At 52.8% G+C, this 20,904-nt stretch carries 19 protein-coding genes; 10 read left to right on the top strand and 9 right to left on the bottom strand.

Annotation, left to right across the window (positions count from 1 at the left end; all coding sequences use genetic code 11):
• Window positions 1–66 precede the first annotated feature (66 nt).
• Window positions 67–552 carry a pantetheine-phosphate adenylyltransferase gene (gene coaD / locus R0I78_RS07675; RefSeq protein ID WP_317074917.1) on the top strand — a complete coding sequence of 162 codons (486 nt, stop codon included), beginning with the start codon at window positions 67–69 and terminating at the stop codon, window positions 550–552.
• A 346-nt stretch (window positions 553–898) separates the two neighbouring features.
• Here coaD and mutM read toward each other — a convergent pair whose 3' ends face one another.
• The 4 genes from mutM to radC form a co-directional block, all read right to left on the bottom strand.
• On the bottom strand, window positions 899–1,711 hold the full coding sequence (gene mutM, locus R0I78_RS07680; protein ID WP_317074918.1) for a bifunctional DNA-formamidopyrimidine glycosylase/DNA-(apurinic or apyrimidinic site) lyase: 813 nt from the start codon (window positions 1,709–1,711) through the stop codon (window positions 899–901).
• Window positions 1,712–1,804: 93 nt separating this feature from the next.
• Entirely contained in the window at window positions 1,805–1,975 is a 171-nt protein-coding gene (rpmG, locus tag R0I78_RS07685) for a 50S ribosomal protein L33 (protein WP_019934506.1), read from the bottom strand.
• 11 nt (window positions 1,976–1,986) lie between these two features.
• Window positions 1,987–2,223, bottom strand: a complete 237-nt coding sequence (gene rpmB, locus R0I78_RS07690; RefSeq protein ID WP_014291125.1) for a 50S ribosomal protein L28 — start codon at window positions 2,221–2,223, stop codon at window positions 1,987–1,989.
• Window positions 2,224–2,354: 131 nt separating this feature from the next.
• On the bottom strand, window positions 2,355–3,029 hold the full coding sequence (gene radC / locus R0I78_RS07695) for a RadC family protein (protein WP_317074919.1): 675 nt from the start codon (window positions 3,027–3,029) through the stop codon (window positions 2,355–2,357).
• Between the two features lie 116 nt (window positions 3,030–3,145).
• Here radC and coaBC point away from each other — a divergent pair, with 116 nt between their 5' ends.
• Genes coaBC through mscS form a run of 4 tightly spaced genes read left to right on the top strand, consistent with a single transcriptional unit; the run spans window position 3,146 to window position 6,304 of the window.
• The gene (gene coaBC, locus R0I78_RS07700) at window positions 3,146–4,354 is read left to right on the top strand and encodes a bifunctional phosphopantothenoylcysteine decarboxylase/phosphopantothenate--cysteine ligase CoaBC (RefSeq protein WP_317074920.1); all 1,209 of its coding nucleotides are present in this window, start codon (window positions 3,146–3,148) and stop codon (window positions 4,352–4,354) included.
• Window positions 4,341–4,796 carry a dUTP diphosphatase gene (gene dut / locus R0I78_RS07705; RefSeq protein WP_019934509.1) on the top strand — a complete coding sequence of 152 codons (456 nt, stop codon included), beginning with the start codon at window positions 4,341–4,343 and terminating at the stop codon, window positions 4,794–4,796. Before coaBC ends, dut begins: the two co-directional genes overlap by 14 nt.
• 12 nt (window positions 4,797–4,808) lie before the next feature.
• Window positions 4,809–5,408: a nucleoid occlusion factor SlmA gene (gene slmA, locus R0I78_RS07710; RefSeq protein WP_019934510.1), complete on the top strand. Its 600-nt coding sequence runs from the start codon at window positions 4,809–4,811 to the stop codon at window positions 5,406–5,408.
• A gap of 41 nt (window positions 5,409–5,449) precedes the next feature.
• Window positions 5,450–6,304: a small-conductance mechanosensitive channel MscS gene (mscS, locus tag R0I78_RS07715; protein ID WP_317074921.1), complete on the top strand. Its 855-nt coding sequence runs from the start codon at window positions 5,450–5,452 to the stop codon at window positions 6,302–6,304.
• 52 nt (window positions 6,305–6,356) lie between these two features.
• Here the strand turns inward: mscS and pyrE are convergent, their stop codons facing one another.
• The gene (gene pyrE / locus R0I78_RS07720; protein ID WP_317074922.1) at window positions 6,357–6,998 is read right to left on the bottom strand and encodes an orotate phosphoribosyltransferase; all 642 of its coding nucleotides are present in this window, start codon (window positions 6,996–6,998) and stop codon (window positions 6,357–6,359) included.
• Window positions 6,999–7,044: 46 nt separating this feature from the next.
• Window positions 7,045–7,767, bottom strand: coding sequence for a ribonuclease PH (rph, locus tag R0I78_RS07725; RefSeq protein WP_317074923.1), 723 nt, complete (start codon window positions 7,765–7,767; stop codon window positions 7,045–7,047).
• 153 nt (window positions 7,768–7,920) lie between these two features.
• Between rph and R0I78_RS07730 the strand changes: the two genes are divergently transcribed.
• From R0I78_RS07730 to R0I78_RS07745, 4 genes are all read left to right on the top strand, one after another.
• Entirely contained in the window at window positions 7,921–8,784 is an 864-nt protein-coding gene (locus tag R0I78_RS07730) for a YicC/YloC family endoribonuclease (RefSeq protein ID WP_317074924.1), read from the top strand.
• A 301-nt stretch (window positions 8,785–9,085) separates the two neighbouring features.
• Window positions 9,086–10,399: an ATP-binding protein gene (locus R0I78_RS07735; RefSeq protein ID WP_317074925.1), complete on the top strand. Its 1,314-nt coding sequence runs from the start codon at window positions 9,086–9,088 to the stop codon at window positions 10,397–10,399.
• 99 nt (window positions 10,400–10,498) lie between these two features.
• Window positions 10,499–12,358 (top strand): LTA synthase family protein, encoded by a 1,860-nt coding sequence (locus R0I78_RS07740; RefSeq protein ID WP_317074926.1) that lies wholly within the window; start codon window positions 10,499–10,501, stop codon window positions 12,356–12,358.
• A 94-nt stretch (window positions 12,359–12,452) separates the two neighbouring features.
• Window positions 12,453–13,259: a glycosyltransferase family 32 protein gene (locus tag R0I78_RS07745; protein ID WP_317074927.1), complete on the top strand. Its 807-nt coding sequence runs from the start codon at window positions 12,453–12,455 to the stop codon at window positions 13,257–13,259.
• Between the two features lie 89 nt (window positions 13,260–13,348).
• Here the strand turns inward: R0I78_RS07745 and R0I78_RS07750 are convergent, their stop codons facing one another.
• The gene (locus tag R0I78_RS07750) at window positions 13,349–15,853 is read right to left on the bottom strand and encodes a restriction endonuclease-like protein (RefSeq protein ID WP_317074928.1); all 2,505 of its coding nucleotides are present in this window, start codon (window positions 15,851–15,853) and stop codon (window positions 13,349–13,351) included.
• 31 nt (window positions 15,854–15,884) lie between these two features.
• The gene (locus tag R0I78_RS07755) at window positions 15,885–17,759 is read right to left on the bottom strand and encodes an MrcB family domain-containing protein (RefSeq protein ID WP_317074929.1); all 1,875 of its coding nucleotides are present in this window, start codon (window positions 17,757–17,759) and stop codon (window positions 15,885–15,887) included.
• A 584-nt stretch (window positions 17,760–18,343) separates the two neighbouring features.
• Here R0I78_RS07755 and R0I78_RS07760 point away from each other — a divergent pair.
• Window positions 18,344–20,302, top strand: a complete 1,959-nt coding sequence (locus tag R0I78_RS07760) for a methyl-accepting chemotaxis protein (RefSeq protein WP_317074930.1) — start codon at window positions 18,344–18,346, stop codon at window positions 20,300–20,302.
• Here R0I78_RS07760 and R0I78_RS07765 read toward each other — a convergent pair.
• Window positions 20,293–20,598, bottom strand: a complete 306-nt coding sequence (locus R0I78_RS07765; protein ID WP_019934517.1) for a DUF6482 family protein — start codon at window positions 20,596–20,598, stop codon at window positions 20,293–20,295. The genes R0I78_RS07760 and R0I78_RS07765 overlap by 10 nt on opposite strands.
• Window positions 20,599–20,904 lie beyond the last annotated feature (306 nt).

Below are 20,904 nucleotides of genomic sequence, written 5' to 3' on the forward strand. Positions count from 1 at the left end.
CTTGCTCATTTGCTGGGGTATTCTACCTTAAAGTTTTTTCTCTGTTTTTGTTTATAAGGAACCGACATGAGCATCAGGGTCATTTACCCCGGCACTTTCGATCCCATTACCAACGGCCATCTGGACCTGATTGAACGGGCATCACAACTGTTTGACGAAGTGGTTGTGGGCGTGGCTTTCAGCCCGAGCAAACGGCCCATGTTTGAGCTGGACGAACGGGTGGCGCTGGTGCAGGAGGTGATTGCCCATGCACAGCTGAGCAATGTGACCGTGGCAGGCTTCTCCGGCCTGCTGGTGGACTTTGCCAGAGATCATAACGCCACCGTGCTGGTACGGGGCCTGCGGGCGGTATCGGACTTTGAGTATGAATTTCAGCTGGCCAACATGAACCGGCGGCTGATGCCGGAACTGGAAAGCGTGTTTCTCACCCCGGCCGAAGAAAATTCCTTTATCTCCTCCACACTGGTAAAGGAAGTGGCCATTCATGGCGGCGATATCAGCCAGTTCGTGCCCGATGCCGTGCGCAAGGCCATCGCGCAAAAGCTAGCCTAACCAAAACCAATAACTGTCGCGCTTGCCTTGCCGTGCATAGTCGTCGGCCAAAGCGCACTACTTCTCCGGCACGCCGTAAACCCTTCCATGGGGGCTCCGCTGCGCCATCCTTGGCGCAGAGGGCACGGCGAAGCAGATACCCTTTGCCCTCCTCCTTAATCAGACACAGAGTGGGCTACCAACTTTCGGCAGGCAACACAGTAGCTGAACGAAGCAGCAGTGGGGATTGCTGTAGCCGACCATCACATGCCATGGACGGCATGTGCCGAGCGCCCCAAGGATGGGCTTGAAGCGTGTCGGCGGAATGCAACCGCACTGATGCTTCTTGTTGCACTTGTCCAATAGGTTAACGCTGGCAGCGCCCGCAAAACACAGTGCTGCGGCCATTCATGCGGATTTCTTTGAGCAGGCTGCCGCAGTGCACGCAGGGCTGCTCAGCCCGGCCGTATACCTGCAACTCCTGCACAAAATAGCCGGGCTTGCCGTCACTGCCGGTAAAGTCTTTTAACGTGGTGCCGCCCTGGCCGATAGCGCGGGCCAGTACGGTTTTAATTTCTTCCGTCAGTTTCACATAACGTGCCCGGCTGATACTGCCCGCTTCCCGCTGAGGGTGGATACCCGCCGCAAACAATGACTCATTAGCATAGATATTCCCTACCCCCACCACAGTATGGTTATCCATAATAAACTGCTTAACGGCCGTTTTGCGGCCTCGGCTGCGGGTAAACAAATGATCATGGTTAAAATCATCGGTGAGCGGCTCCGGGCCCAGCTTCGCCAGCAGCGGGTGTTGTTCTGAAGGCTCGCGGGTCCACAACAGGCAGCCAAAGCGGCGCGGATCGTTCAGCCGCAGCAGCTTGCCGTTGGCAAACTCAATATCGACATGATCGTGCTTTCCCGCTGGGGTGCCATGGGGCAGCACCCGCAGGTTGCCGGACATGCCCAGATGCAGAATGGCGGTGCCCCAGTCGGTTTCCAGCAACAAATATTTAGCCCGGCGGCGTATGCCGGTCACGGTGAGACCGGCCAGTTCCTGTATCTCTGCCGGCACCGGCCAGCGCAGGCTGGCATTACGCACCACCACCCGCATCACAGATTCCCCCAGCAGATGCGGGGTAATGCCCAGACGACTCACTTCCACTTCCGGTAACTCCGGCATCACTGTCTCCTTCAGGTAACCCGGCGGCAGTATAGCCGGTGCTGCGGGCATAAAAAAACCCGGCCGAAGCCGGGTTTTTAAGAGGGTAAAATCTTACTTGATTTTGCCTTCTTTGTAGATCACATGCTGGCGAACAACGGGATCAAACTTTTTGATTTCCATTTTTTCGGGCATGTTGCGCTTGTTCTTGGTAGTGGTATAGAAGTGACCAGTACCAGCGCTGGAGTTCAGGCGGATTTTCTCGCGAATACCTTTAGCAGCCATGAGTTATCTCCTTAGACCTTTTCGCCACGGGCACGCAGGTCAGCCAGGACACTGTCGATACCTTTCTTGTCGATAATACGCATACCCTTGGTGGTGATGCGCAGTTTTACAAAACGCTTTTCGCTCTCAACCCAGAAACGGTGAGTTTGCAGGTTGGGCAGGAAGCGACGCTTGGTGGCGTTATTCGCGTGAGAGCGGTTGTTACCAACAGCTGGCCGCTTACCAGTTACTTGGCATACTTTAGACATGTCAGTCTTCTCCAAAACTTACTTTTGCTCGAGCAATGATACCCCGATTGGCCGTCTTTCGGGGCAAAATAAGGCGGCAATTTATACAGCAAATTCAGCTCGAGATCAACAACAAGCCAAACGCGCGGCAATTAAAGCCAGCCACGTTCGGCAAAAGATACGGTTTCGCCATCGCCGACGACCAAATGGTCCAGCACGCGAATATCCAGCAGCCCCAGGGCGGCCTGTATACGCTCGGTGATCATGCGATCCGCCCGGCTGGGCTCGGCCACTCCGGACGGGTGATTATGCACCAAAATCACAGCGGCAGCACCCCGTTTCAGCGCCAGGGCGACGATTTCTCGCGGATAGACTGCCGCGGCATCCAGCGTGCCATAAAATAACTCGTTAAATTCAATCACTCTGTGCTGATTATCCAGCAACAGCAGCGCAAACACTTCCCGGGGCTGATCCCTCAGCTTGAGCTGCAGAAACTCCCGGGTTAAATCGGGGCTGGTGAGAGCGTGCTCCCGCTTTAACCGTTCATCCAGAAAACGGCGCATCAGCTCCATGCAGGCCTGCAACTGCACAAACTTGGCCGGCCCCAGCCCGGGCCCTTCACAAAACTGATGAATATCTGCCTGCAACAGCGCTCGCAACGAGCCAAACTGCTCCAGTAATACGCGAGCCAGAGTCACGGCGTCCATACCCCTGGTGCCAATACGCAAAAAAATGGCCAGCAGCTCGGCATCCGATAAGCTGGCCGCTCCCCGGCTCAGCAGTTTTTCCCGCGGGCGTTCGTCTTCCGGCCAGTTTCTGATGCTCATGCTGTTTCTCCTGTCAGAACCAACACATTTGAATCTGAAGCTTAAGCCTAGTCCAAAGACCACAGCCGTCAGTGATTGTGATAATCTTGCCGGCAAGATTTAAGGAGAACACCGTTATGTCTGTTGCAGGAAAACGCATTGTTATCGGCATGAGCGGCGGCATTGCTGCCTATAAGGTGCCCGAGCTGGTGCGCCGGCTGAAAGAGCGGGGAGCCGAGATCAAAGTCATCATGACGGCTTCAGCAGAGGCATTTATTACGCCGCTTACCCTGCAGGCTGTGTCCGGTGAGCCGGTATCCGATGCGTTACTCGACCCGGCAGCCGAAGCCGGCATGGGCCATATTGAGCTGGCCAAATGGGCCGACCTGCTGCTGATTGTCCCTGCCAGTGCCAATACACTTGCCCGGCTGGCTGCCGGCATGGCGGACGATTTGCTCACAACCGTCGCCCTGGCCACCGCGGCCCCGCTGGCGGTGGCTCCGGCCATGAACCAGCAAATGTATCGTCATGCAGCCACTCAGGCCAACCTGGCTACCCTGCGGGCCCGCGGCACTCATATCTGGGGCCCGGCACAGGGAGAGCAGGCGTGCGGCGATGTGGGCCCGGGGCGCATGCTGGAGCCCATGGCGCTGGTGGCAAACGTGGAGCAGCACTTTGCCCCCAAAGCACAGCCCCTGGCCGGCGTAAAACTCATGCTGACCGCCGGCCCCACCCGTGAAGCCCTGGATCCGGTGCGCTATATCTCTAACCACAGTTCGGGCAAAATGGGCTTTGCCCTGGCTGCTGCCGCCCGGGCATTGGGTGCCGAGGTTACGCTGGTCAGCGGCCCGGTTCACCTTGCCACCCCCGCCGGCGTGCATCGCATTGATGTGGAAAGCGCACAAAACATGTTTGACGCCGTGATGGCCGGCATTGCTGAGCAGAATATCTTCATTGCCTGCGCCGCCGTGGCCGATTATTCCCCCAAGATGGTGGCGTCGCACAAGATCAAGAAGACTCATGCCGATAATATGGTAGTGGAGCTGGCCAAAAATCCCGACATAGTGGCCACGGTCGCGGCTCTGCCACAAAAGCCCTTTACCATAGGGTTTGCTGCGGAAACTCAGGAGGTGGAGAAATACGCCCTTGATAAACTCACGCGCAAAAATCTCGACATGATCGCCGCTAATGACGTATCCGGCAGCGATCGTGGCTTTAACAGCGACCAAAATGCATTAACCCTGTTCTGGCCCGGCGGGCAGCATCGTCTGCCGCTGGCCGATAAAACCGCGCTGGCCGAACAACTACTGACACTGATTGCGAAGCGATACCATGACATCCATTGAACTGAAAATTCTAGACCCCAGAGTAGGCACCGACTTTCCCCTGCCCGCCTACGCCACCCCTGGCTCCGCCGGCATGGATTTGCGTGCCTGTCTGGATGAGCCGCTCACTCTGGCCCCCGGCGACACTCAGCTGCTGCCCACCGGCCTTGCCATTCACATTCAGGATCCGGGGCTGTGCGCCACCATTTTGCCCCGCTCCGGTCTGGGCCATAAACATGGCATTGTGCTGGGCAACCTGGTGGGATTGATTGACTCCGACTATCAGGGCCAGCTGATGGTATCCTGCTGGAACCGTGGTAAAGACAGTTTCACCATTGCCCCCGGAGAGCGTATTGCTCAGCTGGTTATTCTGCCGGTGGTACAGGCGCAATTCACGCTGGTGAACGACTTTGATCAAAGCGAGCGCGGAGAAGGCGGTTTCGGCTCTTCCGGCCGCCACTAACCGGACAGTTTCATGGCCAATACCACTGCAAATAAGAAAAACCGGCGGGAGCAAATTCTGCAGGCACTGGCGCACATGCTGGAAACCAGCCCGGGGCAGCGCATTACCACCGCCAAGCTGGCAGCAGAAGTAGGCGTGTCGGAAGCCGCGCTTTACCGGCATTTTCCCAGCAAGGCCCGTATGTTTGAAGGGCTGATCGACTTTATTGAAGAGGCGCTGTTCTCCCGCATTAATCTGATCATGCAGGATGAAAAAGACAGCAATCTGCGGCTATGCTACCTGCTGCAGCTGGTGCTGGGATTTTGTGAACGCAACCCGGGCATTACCCGGCTGCTGAACGGTGATGCGCTGCAGGGCGAACACGAACGCCTGCTGGCCCGCATCAACCAATTGTTTGAACGGCTGGAAACTCAGCTCAAGCAAATTATGCGGGAACGCCGCCTGTATCAGGGCGAGGGCTATGCCGAAAGCGAAACCGTGCTGGCCACTTTGCTGCTGGCTTATATGGAAGGCCGCATTAACCAGTATGTGCGCAGCCAGTTTCGTAAAAAGCCCACAGAACATTTCGACAGCCACTGGCAACTGCTGCACCGGCAGCTGGCAGCGGTGTAACCACGCTTTCCTTTATTTCAATAACAACGAGGCACGACAGAATGGAAACCGAACTACTTAATGCCGCTTTTTTACAGGATGCGCAAAGCTGGATAGTGAACAATCAGGAGCTGATTATTCGTTATACCGTCAATATTGCTGCTGCGTTAATCACTCTGATCATTGGCTTTATTGCTGTGGGCATGCTGACCGGGGGCATGAACAAGGTGCTCAAGGCACGCAATGTTGACAGCACTATTTCCGACTTTGTGACCAGCCTGCTCAAATATGGCCTGCTGGCCTTTGTGATTATTGCCGCCCTCAGCCGGGTAGGAGTGCAAACCGCGTCTTTTGTGGCCGTGGTGGGTGCTGCCGGTCTGGCCATTGGTCTGGCGCTGCAGGGGTCGCTGTCCAACTTTGCCGCCGGCGTGCTGCTGATTGGCTTTCGCTTCTTCAAGGCCGGCGACTACATTGAGGCCGCCGGCACTGCCGGCACAGTGCACTCGGTACAGATTTTTACCACTATTCTGATGACCCCGGATAACCGCATGATAGTGGTACCCAACTCCAAAATTCTTAATGACAGAATCGTCAACTATTCCAAAGAGAGCACCCGCCGGCTGGACCTGGTAATTGGCGTATCTTACAGTGCCGATCTTCAGCTCACCAAAGAGGTGCTCACCCGTATTATTGAAGAAGAGCCCCGCGTGCTGAAAGAGCCAGCCTGCCGCATTGCGGTAAGTGAGCTGGGCGCATCTTCGGTGGACTTTATCGTGCGCCCCTGGGTGAAGGCAGAAGACTACTGGAATCTGAAGTTCGATCTGCTGGAAAAAATAAAGAATGAGCTGGATGCCAATAATATCGGTATACCCTTTCCGCAGATGGATGTGCATCTGTTCAAGCAGGACAAGGCCTGAACATAAGGTCAGTTTACAAAAAAGCCGCTTTCAGCGGCTTTTTTATTGTTTGTTAAATACCGTACTGTTCCCGGTAGGCCTGCACCCGCTCCAGGTGCTCGCTCATCTCCGGCTGCTCGCTCAGATATTCGATCAAATCGCCAAGAGTAATAATGGCAGTCACTTCCGCGTTGTAATCCCGCTCCACTTCCTGAATGGCAGACAGCTCGCCCTTGCCCTTTTCCTGCCGGTCCAGCGCAATCAGCACACCGGCCAGTTCGGCACCGTTGGCCTGAATAATGTCCATGGACTCACGAATGGCGGTGCCGGCGGTGATCACATCGTCTACCAGCATAATGCGACCAGCCAGAGGGCTGCCCACCAGATTGCCGCCTTCGCCGTGGTCCTTGGCTTCCTTGCGGTTAAAGCAGTAAGGCACGTCCTGATCGTACACTTCCGCCAGCTGCACTGCGGTGGCACTGGCAATGGGAATCCCCTTGTAAGCCGGGCCAAACAGCACGTCATACTGAACGCCCGCATCTACCAGGGCAGCAGCATAAAAGCGGCCCAGACGGGCCAGATCACGGCCGCTGTTAAACAGGCCGGCATTAAAGAAATAAGGGCTCTTGCGCCCCGACTTCAAGGTAAATTCGCCAAATTTCAGCACCTGCTTGCTCATGGCGAATTCAATAAACTCTCGCTGGTAGGCTTTCATTCTGCTCTCCACAATGTCATTCAATAAGTTAAGAGGCTGGCCGTGTTCAGCCGGCAATCATCTGGCGCTGATACTCCACCAGCTCATTTACCGCCTTGCGCGCCAGCGCCAGCATGGCCAGCAGCTCGTCGTGGCTGAAAGGGGCCGCTTCGGCGGTGCCCTGCACCTCAATCATGTGGCCTTCGGCGGTCATTACCACGTTCATGTCGGTGTCGGCTTTGGAATCTTCGGTGTATTCCAGATCCGCCACCGGCTGGCCGTCCACAATACCCACCGAAATGGCAGCCACCAGAGTCTTGAGCGGATTGTGCACTATCATGCCCTCGGACTTCATCCAGTTCAGAGCATGGGCCAGAGCCACACAGGCACCGGTAATGGCGGCGGTGCGGGTGCCCCCGTCGGCCTGGATTACGTCGCAGTCCACGGTAATGGTGTATTCACCCAGCTTGTCCAGATCCATGGCGGCGCGCAGCGAGCGGCCAATCAGCCGCTGAATTTCCATGGTGCGGCCACCCTGCTTGCCCCGGGCGGCTTCCCGGTCCATACGGCTGTGGGTGGAGCGCGGCAGCATGCCGTATTCGGCGGTCACCCAGCCCTGGCCCTTGCCGCGCAAAAAGCGCGGCACGCCTTTCTCTACCGAGGCGGTACACAGTACCTTGGTGTGACCAAATTCCACCAGCACAGAGCCTTCTGCATGACAGGTATAGTTAGGGGTAATGGTAACGGGGCGAATTTCGTCTGCCGCTCGTCCTGACGCTCGTTCGGTCATGGTGTTCTCCTGTTGGTCTGAGTGGTGCTGCCCGGCGGGCAAACCGTGGCATTATAAAGAAAGCACCGGCCCAATGCATGCGGCCCGACATTGGCGACCGCGCCCGGCTGTGTCACACTTCATGATTACCTTTTAACACACAGCAGGAATCACATGATCCACAGCATGACCGCCTTTGCCCGGCAGGAGTTCAAACAGGACTGGGGCACCGCCGTATGGGAGCTTCGCTCGGTAAACCAGCGCTATCTGGAAACCTACACTCGGCTGCCTGAGCAGTTTCGTGGCCTGGAGCCCATGGTGCGGGAAAAACTGCGCGCCAGACTGCAGCGGGGCAAAGTGGAATGCGCCCTGCGTTTTGAAAGCAATCAGGCCAGCCAGGGCGAGCTGCACATTAACAGGGCGCTGGCCGAGCAGCTGATTGAAGGGGCCACCTGGGTCATGGACAAGGCCGGCCAGGGCTCTCTGAATCCGGTAGATATTCTGCGCTGGCCCGGCGTAATGGAAACCCAGGCGCAGGACATGGACGCCATCGGCAAGGCCCTGCTGGACGGGCTGGACACCGTTATTAACGACTTTCTGGCTGCCCGGGCCAGCGAAGGCGACAAACTCAAGGCCCTGATAGAACAGCGCCTGGCCGGCATTGAGCAGGAAGTGGCCAAAGTGAGCGCCAATATGCCCGCCATTATGGAATGGCAGCGCCAGCGCCTGCGGGACCGTTTTGAAGAAGCCAAAATTGAGCTGGACGCTCAGCGGCTGGAGCAGGAAATGGTGTTGCTGGCCCAGAAGGTAGACGTGGCCGAAGAGCTCGACCGGCTCACCGCTCACATCACCGAAACCCGCAAGATCCTGAAAAAAGGCGGCCCCTGCGGCCGGCGTCTCGACTTTATGATGCAGGAATTCAACCGTGAGTCGAACACACTTGGATCCAAGTCTATCAATGCCGACATCACCGCCAGCGCCGTGGAGCTGAAGGTGCTGATTGAGCAGATGCGCGAGCAGATCCAGAACATCGAATAGTTTTTTTACTCGTCCAAGAATGTCTTAGAAGCCCTGTTATTTACTTGTAAATAAAGGGCTTTTTTATTTCCCCCGTCCAAATCGGTTTGCAGATGTCCGTTACCGGTTGCTGTTTAAGTGGTGGGCCGTATGCACAAACATGGTGTGGGTAAGTGCCAGAAGCCCTCTCAAAAAGGGAAAGTCATGCTCAACCACACTTTTATGCGCGTAAAAATGTAACACTCATCACTTTTATGCGCATAAAAAAGTAAGATGAGTTATAGTTTAAGCCGTTAACAATCTTGACTGGCAGGAACTGGCAATGCAGCGCAACTTACTTAACGCCCTAATAGCATGGAAAAAACAACCTGTGCGCAAGCCATTGTTGATCGATGGTGCAAGGCAAACGGGTAAAACCTATCTGCTGCAAGAGCTGTTTGGTAACACCTTTGCCAACATCCTTCGTATCGACTTTCTTGAAAACCCCGCCTACAAAGAGGCGTTCGATGGCTCTCTGTCACCAGACGAGCTACTCATGAACATTGAACTTTTGACCAATCAGGCATTCAACCCAGAAACCGACTTGCTGATATTAGATGAAATTGGCGAATGTGAACGTGCCGTTACTTCGCTTAAGTATTTTGCTGAAAAAACACCGTCCTATTTTGTCGCAGCCAGCGGCTCAAACATTGGTTTGCTCAACACCTTCCCTGTAGGCAAGGTAGAGCAATACAATTTACGACCACTGACTTTTCAGGAGTTTATTTATGCATCAAACGAGCAAGCGCTGATCAAAGCGTTTAATAGTCAGGCAAGTACACCGGCAGCGCACACTAAATTGATGGATAAACTAACCGACTATTTTTTTACCGGTGGTATGCCGGAAGCCGTTTCTGCCTGGTATCATTTTAAAGATTCAAGCATTTTAGAGCGTGTTGAAAAAGTCACAAAAATTCATGCCGATTTAGTTGAAGGTTATCGTCGAGATTTTGGTAAGTACGCGGGCAAAGTCGATGCCACATTGATTGAGTCGGTATTTAATAGCATTCCGGTACAACTGTCACTTGTGAGCGATGAGTCGGTTAAACGCTTTAAATTTAAGCATGTGCATGAGCGTAAATCTCGTTATAGTGATTTTGAAACCGCGATCCATTGGCTTAACCGCTGCCGCCTAGCCTTGCCAAACTACCCTATTGAAGGATTACCGAAATCTCCGTTGGCGGCCTATAAAAAAGAAAATATGGTGAAACTGTTTCTGTTTGATGTGGGCCTGCTCAATCATATACTGGGCAGCAGTTATAAAGAGATTAAGCAACAAAACTATGAATACAAAGGCTATGTGGCTGAAAACTTTGTGCAACAAGAACTCACCGCTATTGGCATTGATCCAAATTACTCATGGAATGATGCTCGTGCCGAAATTGAATTCATTTTGGCAACCGACAAAGGCGATATCATTCCTGTTGAAGTCAAAAGTGGTAAGCGTACAAAAGCAAAATCGTTGGCATCCTACGTTGAAAAATGTGCACCCAGTAAAACCTTTAAGTTAACTGGCACACAAGGCTCATCAGCGTTAGAAAAAACCAACATAGTAATGCCTTTGTATTTCACCCAGTATTTACCACAGAGATGGTAAAAGCGTGTGGCCTTAACTCACGCAAATGACCTTAAACCTAATTCTATTCCATAACAGCGCTCCCGCTCAGGGGCTGTTCATACACCACAGGATCACACAGTGTTTTTTAATCTGCTCCGCATCTTGCTGCTGCTGCTGCTTACCGGCACTGTCAGCAAAATCACCTTAACCGCACTCAATCCTTACCAGTTACCACTGCTATTTAGTGTGGAAGGGCTTTACAGCCTGTGGTGGGGGCTGCGCCTGGATCTGACTGCCGCTGCCGCCCTGGCCACGCCCCTTGTCTTGCTGTTGCTGGCGGGAGCACGCGCCGGCATTATCAAGCCGCTGCTGTTTCTGGCTGCGGTCTGGCTTATTTTAACCACCACAGGCGATGCCATTTATATGCTGGAAGCAGGCCGGCATGTCACCTTTGAGGTATTTACCGGCAAAGGACTGGAGCAGGGCCTGCTGGCAACGGCTTTCACTACCTATCTGCCCCAGGTACTGGCAGCGACGGGCCTGACGGTGGCTGCAGCCTTCTTTGTCTGGCGTTTAGCGTTAGTGCCGCCTGCCGGCCGCAAACCAGCATGGGCATACAACACAGTCCTGCTCATGGCTTGGCTGGTGGTGGCGGCTACCGCCATTCGTGGCGGCTGGTCCGATGCGCCTCAGTCTCCCATGAGCGCCTATAAAATTGGCGACCCACAACAGGCTGGTCTGGCATGGAATGCGCCTTATGCGATTACGTATTATCTTTCCAAGGGAGAAAAGCGGGCAGCACAGCAATTAACCCCGCCCCCTTCTGAACGGGATCTTCGCATTCTGGCCCGCCAGTATCATGCCAGTGCTGAATTTACCGCTCCCGCCAAACGGGCCAATGTGCTGATGGTGCTGCTGGAAAGCTGGACCGCCGCCGATCTGTACAGCTATGCACAGCAAGTGGATGCTGCCCCCCACTTTGATCATCTGAGAGCCAGCAGCCTGACTACTCAGGCCATGTATGCCGACGGCTACCGTACCGTTGAAGGCATGTTTGCCACCTTTTGCTCTTTTCCCAACCCCATTGGCGGCGGTGTGGCCGGCACTCAGCTGCAGGGTGCCGACTACGCCTGCCTGCCCCGACTGCTGAAAGAGCAGGGCTGGGACACTCACTTTGTTCAGGGCAGCGGCAAGGGTATTGTGGGTGCCTTTGCGCAGACACTGGGTTTTACCCATTCCTATGGCAAGTCGGATTATACCTTTGAGGGCACAGAAAATTACTGGGGCTATATGGATGACGATATCTATCAATTTGCCCTGAACAAACTCGGTAGTCTTTCTGCGCCTTATCTGATGGCCATTAATACCGGCACCACTCACGACACCTTTTTGCCAAAGGAAAGTGATTATGTCTTTGGCAAAGGTGACCGCACGGCCCTGCGGCGTAATGTTATTCATCATGCCGATGGCGCGCTGCAGCGCTTTATGGATGCCCTGCCCGGCGTACTGACAGAGCCGACTCTGATAGTATTGCTGGCAGACCACACCGCCAGCATTGCACCGGAAGGCCTGCAACGTAATGCCATTCCCTTTCTGATGCTGGCAACCGACGGCACCCTGCCTGCCAGGCAATTGCCGGTGCAGGCAGGTCAGCTGGACATAGCACCCACCATTATTGACTGGCTGGGCGGCAATGTGCCCTGGTTTACCGGCCAGTCACTGCTGGCGAACAACTATCACGGGTTTGCTCATTACTCTTCCGGCCAGAGCGTAAGCCGCATTGAAAATGGCCGTCTGGTGCGCTTTGACGTGACCGCTGACGACCGGGCCGAGTGCTTTGCCATTGAAGAAAACGGGCTGGATTTGCAGGCTGACAACTGCGAAAGCACTCCTTACTCAGACATGCTGAGCCGGGCCAGAGCCTATACCCGCTATACCCAGTCACTGCTGTTTGCCGGCAAAACCCAAGACTTTGCCAGACAGCTGCTCAGTAAGTAACAGCACAGACGCAAGATTGATAACAACCTAAAAACGGGGCCCTGGCGTGCTAAAGTAATCTGGTCTTAAGGCCGTTAGTGCCACAGGAGCCCCCGTGAAGGCGCACATTGTTATTGCCAACCGACTCATCAAGCTTGCTGCCAACATCACCAAGGTGCTGAGCTATGCTTTTCATTACTTTTTTCCAGACAAGCGTTTTACCCTGCCGGCGCGCTCCGGGGCGCTGATTAAAGGCGCGGACAGGGCCATCCCCCGCATCATCTGGCAGACCAATTACACAGATAAAGCCACCCTGCCGGTTTATCTTAACTACCTGTTCAACCGCATTATGTCGCCCACCTTTGAGTATCGCTTCATGATCACAGAAGCGCGGGCTGCGTTTGTGAAAGCCAACTACTCTCCGGAGATTTTTGAAGCTTACTCCCGGCTGCAAATTGGGGCTTCTCAGGCCGATTTCTGGCGTATTCTGGTGCTGCAAAAGTACGGCGGAGTGTATCTGGATATTGATGCGCATGCCGTGTGGCCGCTGGGTTACACCATTCGCCCTGAGCATGAAGAGCTGTACATCATTCGCAAAAACAACGAACTCACCAATTACTTTATTGCCAGCAAACCGAATAACCCCAATCTGCAGAAACTGATTGAACAGGTGCTCACCAATATTCGGGAAAACACCATTCAGGGCGTATACAACCTGACCGGCCCGGGCGTATTCAACAGCGTGCTCAACTACCAACAAGTGCCCACCACCTGGTATCGCCACACCTGCAGCCAGGGCAGCTTTACCAACGAATATTTCCAGTACATCGACAAGCCTCAGGGCAAATGGACCAAGGAGCAACACAAGGTCGATGTGGTGCGGCAGGATCCACCAGCAAAAGAAAAACCCGGCAACGACTGATTTCCATCGCCGAGAGCAAACGTCTTTCCCTCGGCGTTAGTTTGCGTTGCTGTCACAATGCACAGCTTCCATGGTATGAATTGATACGCTCATACCATGGCCTCTTTATACACTTTCTCGACTTTATCAAAGCTGGGTACACCCTCTAAGCGGGTCAGCGTGGTGAGCTTCATGGAGTTTTTCATTGGCCTGTGCGGCACTTCTGTGACGGGTGCTTGCAATGTAAGCGGTTTGCCAAGCTCAAACAGATAATATAACTCGGCCGAGCCGGATTTTTTACCGGCTTGCTCTTCAGTAAGAGCATACCGCGGTAATAACCTGACCGACTTAACGGGCCATAGTTTATCAATTTGCTTGGTGCTGTTTTTAACCGCTGAAGTTGAGGCTAACGCCAAATAGCGGATTTCTTCAGCCACATGCTGTTTGAACTTTTGTAAAAAAGTGATCTGTGGCAAGTGATACCACAATGCCGTGCCTTGCTTAAACTTTTCAAAATAGCTGTTATTTCTTGTCCGTTGCCCGCCAAGGGCGGCGGTCATGGTGAGATCAGAGTATAATATCTGACGCATGCCGGAATAAGGTATACGCGCAGCTTCCTGCACATAGAATTGTTCTGCCATGCTTGTGACAGGGTACTCAGGCGCTTTGCCAATTTGCCCCTGCAAAAACTCCAGTAACCACTGATGGCCACAATAACCACTTTCAACCTGGCTTGGCAGCAGGGCAAAGGCACCAATACCTACTTCTTCAATGGAAGATGCATAAGGATTGGGCATGTTGGCCTGGTCAAAAAAGCCGGGATATAACGCAAAGGCACCAAACACTGGGCGACTTTTCTTTATTACATGGCCATTCGGGACCTTTGGCAGGTCAGACGATTGTTCAGACAAACGGATTAATGCATCACGGTAGCGATGCATTTGGTTAATGGCGTCGTCTGGCACATAGTCTGTTGAGGTAATGTCCTGGCTGCTGTCATCGTGTCTGTCTTTTTCGGTTTTAATGCGATATTTAGCATCAAACACCCAAATAAACCGTTTCTCTTCGGCAAAGGTGCTGTTTTTGGGCAGGGTAACTTCCAGCACAATATCCGGCCTTTGGTTTACCGCATATGAGCGTATTTCCTTACCCCGAGTGGTGAAACTAGGCTCGTGAACCAGCCTGGCAGCAACACCATCTTCACGCTGAAAACGAAACGCACCCGCAAGTCCGTCTTTCAGTTGATACTCAAAGTAATCTTTCAGCTCAAGCCTGGCTGCATTGCTTTCAACCAGAGTAAACCCAAGATCCTGCTCCAACATATTTTTAAGACACAAAAAACACCAAATTTCATAAATCTCGGCTACCGACTTCATGGAAATGCTGGACTGATGCCCAAATATATCCAAATAGAATTTCAGCTCCTGCCAGACGCGGTAAACAGCACTGTAGCCGGTTTTCTGCTGCAGCACTAAAGATTCACGACTAAGGCCTGTGTGCTTTCCTACCTCTTTTAAAAAGCTTTGGTGTAACATTTTTTGCAAGGGCTGCTGCCAGCTATGCAGCTCATTTAAGAAAGAATCGGAGAAACGCTGGTGCTCCGGGGCCTGGTTGCTGCCCCGTAGTTTTGCTTCAAACTCGGCCAATTGCCTTTTACTGTGACTGACCGCCATTTTGATAAAGCGATTTTCTGGCGTATCTACGCTCAGTTGTTTTTTCTCAATCCGGTAGCGCTTATCACTCTGACCATTGGCAAGATCCTGCTTTATCTGCTGGGCCAGTTTATGAGGAACGCGCCCCTTTAGCCTGGCGGCTTTATAATGTGCAAGCGTTGGCTGCAGCCGGCTGTGGGGTGCCGCGCAAATCACCTTTAAGCCCTGCTCAAAACGCTCTCTTAATGCGGTAAAGTTTGCCAGCCACATTAACGGAAAATGGCCACGCTGCTTGCTGCTTGCCGCATCTTGCTCGGTTTTTTCAACCAGGCTAAAACGCCATAGCGGATAAACAGCATCAATAGCGCGATACATGGCTGGCAAGTCCTGATGCAGCGCCATTTTGGTGGGCAGCACCTCAAAGGCAATATGCTGAGTGTGTGTTTGGCCATTCAGCTCAAACACTAAGGGTAAACGCAGCCAGCCCACATCATTGCCGGTGTTTATAGTGCCGGTTAAGCGGGCAGGCAGCGGCCCTCTTTGCCGTGCAAACCGAAAGGCGTTACAGACACTTTTACTTCTGTGCGCCAAGCGTGCATGGGTAACAGCACCAAAAAACACCCACTCAAACTGATATTGGGTATTCTCAAAAAATAATGGAGCACTCAGGGAAAGCTCGGCACATTTTTCAGGGCTGGGCACAGTGGTAACCAAGTCGTCAGGACCAGCCTGGCTTTCTGGATACAGGCTAATATCAAGCAACTCAGCCTTGGGCGAAAAGCGTAAAACATAAGCAGGATCAGCGGTTTCTAACTGTGCAGCATTATCCTCTCTATCAGCCTCGGGCGTTAATCTGGCCCGGCTCACTGCCGTAGTGTGATACACACTGGCGCGCTGGCTGATGTCATTGGCCCACACTGAAAACTCAAAATCGGACGTTTGTAATCTTATTAACTCTGGCATTCCCCGCCCCTCCTGTCGCTAACGGTAAGCATTAAGGCCAGAAGCTGGTAAAGGTGGCACTTGCTAACCGATCACTCATCCATTTGAGCTTACTTTTTGAGCGACAGGGAATGGACAGCACTTTTTCTTCGTCTGTTGTGCCTGCAATTTTTTCACGATAAAGGTCGGGCCGCTGGTTAGCATCATTTTCTTCAGCTTGCCAAATGGGCATTAACTGCTCGGCCAGCACTGCGTTCAACTCGGCCAACAGTGCCTTGCCGTTGGCTGTGGTGAGTTTATCGCTGTCGCCTTCAATGCGCGGCAGCACTTTGCACATCATAAAGTCATCCCACACGGCTTTTAGCGTCAAATCATCTTGTGGCTGGGTACTAACTACTGCCAGCAGTAACTCGTTAAGAGCACGGTAGGCAAGCTCAAACGGTGTGTTTTTAAGCACCTTATTCACCGCCGTTAAAAACGCAACGGTTTTAGTGCCATCGGGATCAATGGTATCAGCCAAATCGGCCTTATTTGCTTGTGACCAAATAGGATAGCTTAATGCTTTATGGCTTGTTTGAGGCAAGAAAAACTCATTATAATCATTTGGAAAAAACTCACCAAAATCAAAGCTCAATGCACGGTCTATTACCTTGCGGGAAAAGCCATGGGTAGTTTCATCCATATTGACAGTGCCGGCAACAATCAGATTAAAGGGAATGGCAATGCCATATTTTAAGAAATAAGCCCAAATATCTTTATCCGGATCAGCGGTTAAGTCCAGCCCCAGGTCTTTTGCCAGCAGATTCGACGGCTTTTCAAACCCTTGTTTATGGCCACTATCAAGAGAAGAAAACAGCTCACCTTTAATTAAAGGATCACAATCATAATAATAGTCCAACTTAGATTCAGGTTCTGGCTCTTTCCACTCTCGCGTTTCTAAAATTGAAAGATAATCGGAGAAATACTGCTCAACCGGTGCCAGGTTCATCTCATCCAGACACAGCCAGAAAGGCCTTATCTCAGCAAGCTTTCGACCACGCCAATCTGCAGGCTCACCATTTTCAAAGATGATTTCTTCTATTATCTCTTTCCACGCTTTTACAATAAAACGCAATACATCGGTTGCAATATACTGGGGCTGTTCACCTAACCGAGAAATGTAACCCAGCAAATCACTGGGCTCGTGCCAGTCTGGCCGAACTGAAGTTAAACAGTAGGTTTCTTCGATAGATCCTGTGGCTTTAGCCTGTTCACGCACAAAACGCGTTTTCCCTGTGCCTGAGATACCTGCCAGCAGGATGAAAGGTTTTGAAAAGCGCTGTGACACCACCTGGCTATCACTTTTATTCTCTTCAAGCACATCACTTATAAATGAGTATATATCGAGAAGCTCTTTAAGATCACTAATCAGCTCTTCTTCAGATGGCATATTATCGACGTGATAAAACTTTGCTCCTACCGATGCCCACTCATATGATTTAGCTCTATTTGTTTTTGCCTTTAAATCGACTACTGAATCCCAATTTTTCAAGCGGCCGTCTCTATCTAAAACTTTTAGCTTTAGTTCGCCAGCCTTACCCTTAGCTCCTTTAGTACCATATTTATCCTTTAAGTCAGCAGTACCAAACCCCAAAGATAAATAAGCTCCTGTACCGTCTGCCCTAAAAAGATAAACAGGATATATACCTGACTGCGTAGAAGTGGTTATAGATGGATTTAGTATTGACAACCAAGGCACTTCGGCCCAACTTCCTGTACCTGCGCTTGATTTGGTTATATATTCACCACCAACATCTGAAAGTATCTTATTAACATATTCAAGAAGATCATTTCTAATCAGGTTAGCGATGGGATGACCTGAATATTGCTCATTTTTAGCCTGCGGCCAACCTTCTAAAACTCTTTTGAATAAGTTAGTTAATCCCATTGTACCCTCATCGAGACGCTCGAAGCTGAAGAGCTATTTTCACAAGCAACGCCGATCTTACACGAAGCAGCAGTGGGGATTGCCGCAGCCGACCGTCAAATGTCAGGGATGACATTTGCCGAGCGTCCCATGGATGGGCCCGAAGCGTGTCGGCGGAGCGCAACCGCACTGCTGTTTCGCATGGAGATCACAAATATCGAGTGCTGAAAAGTCTTCTGCAGTCACCAACAGCTATATGCCTTTATATAAAGGGCTTCATGCTAGCAATGGCAGTTCAGGAGCACAATCAGGTTTGCCAGTACACTTTTTACACACACCGCCACATGGCAGGCAGGCCTTGGCTCTGGCCGTCCGCAACGCGTTAACTCTGCACCCGACGATCACTCCATGGTGGCACCTGCTTCACGAAATTTTATTTTGTTTCTCAGATTGCTCTGTACTTGTCGCAAAAAAGGACTCAAATTACTACTAACTTGCACACAGACAACCTTGTCTATTGTGCACATAAATACCAATAACGTTTATTCAAACAAGCGCACAAGCACCGCCGGCAAGGCATGCCGGTGTACTTCAGGGAGAAGAAGATGAATCGCTGGCACCGCCTTAGCATGCGTACCCGTTTGTTTACCGCCATGGCCTTGTTCCTGGCTGTGCTGGTTTTGCTGGTTGTTATTTTGCAATCTTCGTTTAACAGCCGGGACCGGCTGGCGCGTCTGCAGTCCGACGAGCTGCCCACTGCCCTGTCGGCCATCGCCGCACAAATTCAGTCCCGGTTAAATGTGGCCATTACCGGCTCTGAGGCGCTGGTTAACAATCCCTTTATTCTGGACTGGATTAAAGCCGGCTCACCGGCGGAGCAACTGCCCGCCATGAAGGCTGCCATGGCCCAGACTCTGAGTTCGCTAAGCGCCAGCGCTGTGTTTATGGCTACCAACTATGGGGGCCAGGTGCGTTATCATCATTATGAAAATGGTGAGCTGCACTGGCGTAGCATGTCGGCCGACAATGCCGACGACGCCTGGTATTTCGATTACCTGCAACGCAAGCAACCCTTTGAGCTGAATCTCGACACCAACGCCTTCAGTAATGAGCAGTTGCTGATGTTTGTGAACTACCGCAGCGAAGCCGAAAACTTACAGGGGCAGCCCCTGAACGTGGCCGGCGGTGCCATGAACATGGCGCAGCTGGCCGCGCTTATCAGAGAGTTTCGCATCGGGGCTGAAGGCCGCGTTATGCTGGTGCAGCCGTCGGGTCTGGTGGATATTCATCCTGATATGTCTCAGGCCGGAGCACTCGATTTAAGCCAGCAGCCGGCACTGAAAGCCCTGCTGAGCCAGCAGCAAGAGCAGGGCCGTATTATTCGCATGGAACAACAAGGAAAAGAGCTGTTTGTGGGTGCTCTGTGGATTCCGGCATTGCAGCGCTTTCTGGTAGCCGAAGTGCCCACCGCCGATATTTACGGGGAAATTCGCCGCAACGAGCTGTTTACCCTTGGTATAGCCGTGTTGTTGCTGACCGCCGGACTGGCCTTGCTTTATCCCATGGCCGGAGCCCTGATAGCGCCACTGAATGCGCTGCGCAGCCAGATCAGCGATATTGCCGGCCATCTGGATCTGAAAACACGGTTTACAACCCGGGATCAGGCGGAAATCGGCGAACTGTGCGAACAACTGAACCGGCTAATCGCCCGGCTGCGGCAAACCCTCAGCGAAGTGCATCACGTCAGTGACGAAACTGAAGCCGTGGTGACCCAATTGCATGGCGGTGCCAGCGAAGCCAGCGATTCATTCAATCAGCAGCAAACGGCACTGGAGCAGATTACTCAGGCCATGCACAACATCACCAGCCAGGTCACCGAGGTGGCCGGCAATGCCGGTCAGGCGGGACAATATTCGGAAGAAGGCAATGCCGTGCTCAAGGCAGCAGAGCAACAGCTGGAACAAAGTTATGTTGCCATCGGTCGTCTGGAGCAGGATATGCTGGACGCTAAAAACCACATGGAAGCGCTGCGCCGGCACAGTGACGACATTTTGCATGTACTGGAAGTGATCCGCAGTATTTCGGATCAAACCAATTTGCTGGCACTGAACGCCGCCATTGAAGCGGCCCGCGCCGGAGAGCATGGCCGGGGCTTTGCAGTGGTGGCCGATGAAGTGCGCCAGCTGGCTCAGCGCACCCAAAGCTCCACTACGGAAATTCAGAGTATTATTGATAACTTACGCACAGCCAGCATGCAGGTAGCCGAGCAGATGGACGTAAGCGCCAACAGCACCCATCAGGGTTTAAACAGCCTGACCAGCACTCGCGAACAACTGCACAATATGAGCCTGCGCATGGAAGAGGTGTTCGCCATCAATAACAGCATGAGCACCAGCACCCGCGCTCAGCAGGAGGCCATCAGCCAGATCCATGAAGGCCTGCAACATCTGGCCGAACAGGGTGCCCGGGCCAGCAGCATGGTGCAGCAGGCAGCCGGTGCCAGTCAGCATTTAAGCCTGCAGGTAGGTCAGCTGCGGGAAAAAGTCATGGTGTTTCAGTGCTGAGCCTGCCAGCCGGGCCAGCTCATTTCCAGCTCCATGGGTGGTGCAGCGGGGGCCTGGCCGCACATTTCCTGATAGGCCGAGGCCTGCACCAGCACGCATCGGGTCACCTTTAATCCGGCCAGACGCTGACGGACGTGCTCTATGCTGCGAAACGACAGCACACGGCCATTTTCTGCTAAAGTCCGGCGCTCTTCACCCAGCTGGGCTTCAAGAGTATAAAGGCTCATATCATGGGAGTGCACGAACAGGGTGTCTATGTTCGTGCCCCGGGTCAGCAGCGTGTTCAGTTCCCACATAAAAAACTCCTTTTTACAGGTTCAACACAAATTCTTTTATCAGACCGGTGTTCTGCCCCAAGGCTTACCGATCAGTTTCCGTAAAAAAATAACTCGGAAATTACGAAGTTTTCGGCAGGAAAAAACTGATAGAGCCGAACCGACGTGCTGATCATAATGAAATCTGCGTGGAGGGCACTTCCGCAGCAAGCTATAGTTACTTTTTAATTGGCCGTTGCCTTTGCAGCGGCCATTTTTTTATGCCGGTCTTTCTGGTAGGATTGGCCGCCCCTGATCCCAGCCGGTGGCTGGATACGTATCACGAAC

Origin of the sequence: Oceanimonas sp. CAM02, assembly GCF_032842915.1 — a bacterium.
GTDB classification, from domain to species: domain Bacteria; phylum Pseudomonadota; class Gammaproteobacteria; order Enterobacterales; family Aeromonadaceae; genus Oceanimonas; species Oceanimonas smirnovii.

Coding starts and splice junctions, on each gene's coding strand:
- dut (WP_019934509.1), top strand. CDS start 4,341: ATGACATCCATTGAACTGAAAATTCTAGACCCCAGAGTAGGCACCGAC.
- R0I78_RS07750 (WP_317074928.1), bottom strand. CDS start 15,853: ATGCCAGAGTTAATAAGATTACAAACGTCCGATTTTGAGTTTTCAGTG.
- rpmG (WP_019934506.1), bottom strand. CDS start 1,975: ATGGCTGCTAAAGGTATTCGCGAGAAAATCCGCCTGAACTCCAGCGCT.
- R0I78_RS07760 (WP_317074930.1), top strand. CDS start 18,344: ATGAATCGCTGGCACCGCCTTAGCATGCGTACCCGTTTGTTTACCGCC.
- slmA (WP_019934510.1), top strand. CDS start 4,809: ATGGCCAATACCACTGCAAATAAGAAAAACCGGCGGGAGCAAATTCTG.
- R0I78_RS07730 (WP_317074924.1), top strand. CDS start 7,921: ATGATCCACAGCATGACCGCCTTTGCCCGGCAGGAGTTCAAACAGGAC.
- rph (WP_317074923.1), bottom strand. CDS start 7,767: ATGACCGAACGAGCGTCAGGACGAGCGGCAGACGAAATTCGCCCCGTT.
- radC (WP_317074919.1), bottom strand. CDS start 3,029: ATGAGCATCAGAAACTGGCCGGAAGACGAACGCCCGCGGGAAAAACTG.
- R0I78_RS07735 (WP_317074925.1), top strand. CDS start 9,086: ATGCAGCGCAACTTACTTAACGCCCTAATAGCATGGAAAAAACAACCT.
- mscS (WP_317074921.1), top strand. CDS start 5,450: ATGGAAACCGAACTACTTAATGCCGCTTTTTTACAGGATGCGCAAAGC.
- rpmB (WP_014291125.1), bottom strand. CDS start 2,223: ATGTCTAAAGTATGCCAAGTAACTGGTAAGCGGCCAGCTGTTGGTAAC.
- R0I78_RS07755 (WP_317074929.1), bottom strand. CDS start 17,759: ATGGGATTAACTAACTTATTCAAAAGAGTTTTAGAAGGTTGGCCGCAG.
- pyrE (WP_317074922.1), bottom strand. CDS start 6,998: ATGAAAGCCTACCAGCGAGAGTTTATTGAATTCGCCATGAGCAAGCAG.
- coaBC (WP_317074920.1), top strand. CDS start 3,146: ATGTCTGTTGCAGGAAAACGCATTGTTATCGGCATGAGCGGCGGCATT.
- coaD (WP_317074917.1), top strand. CDS start 67: ATGAGCATCAGGGTCATTTACCCCGGCACTTTCGATCCCATTACCAAC.
- mutM (WP_317074918.1), bottom strand. CDS start 1,711: ATGCCGGAGTTACCGGAAGTGGAAGTGAGTCGTCTGGGCATTACCCCG.
- R0I78_RS07765 (WP_019934517.1), bottom strand. CDS start 20,598: ATGTGGGAACTGAACACGCTGCTGACCCGGGGCACGAACATAGACACC.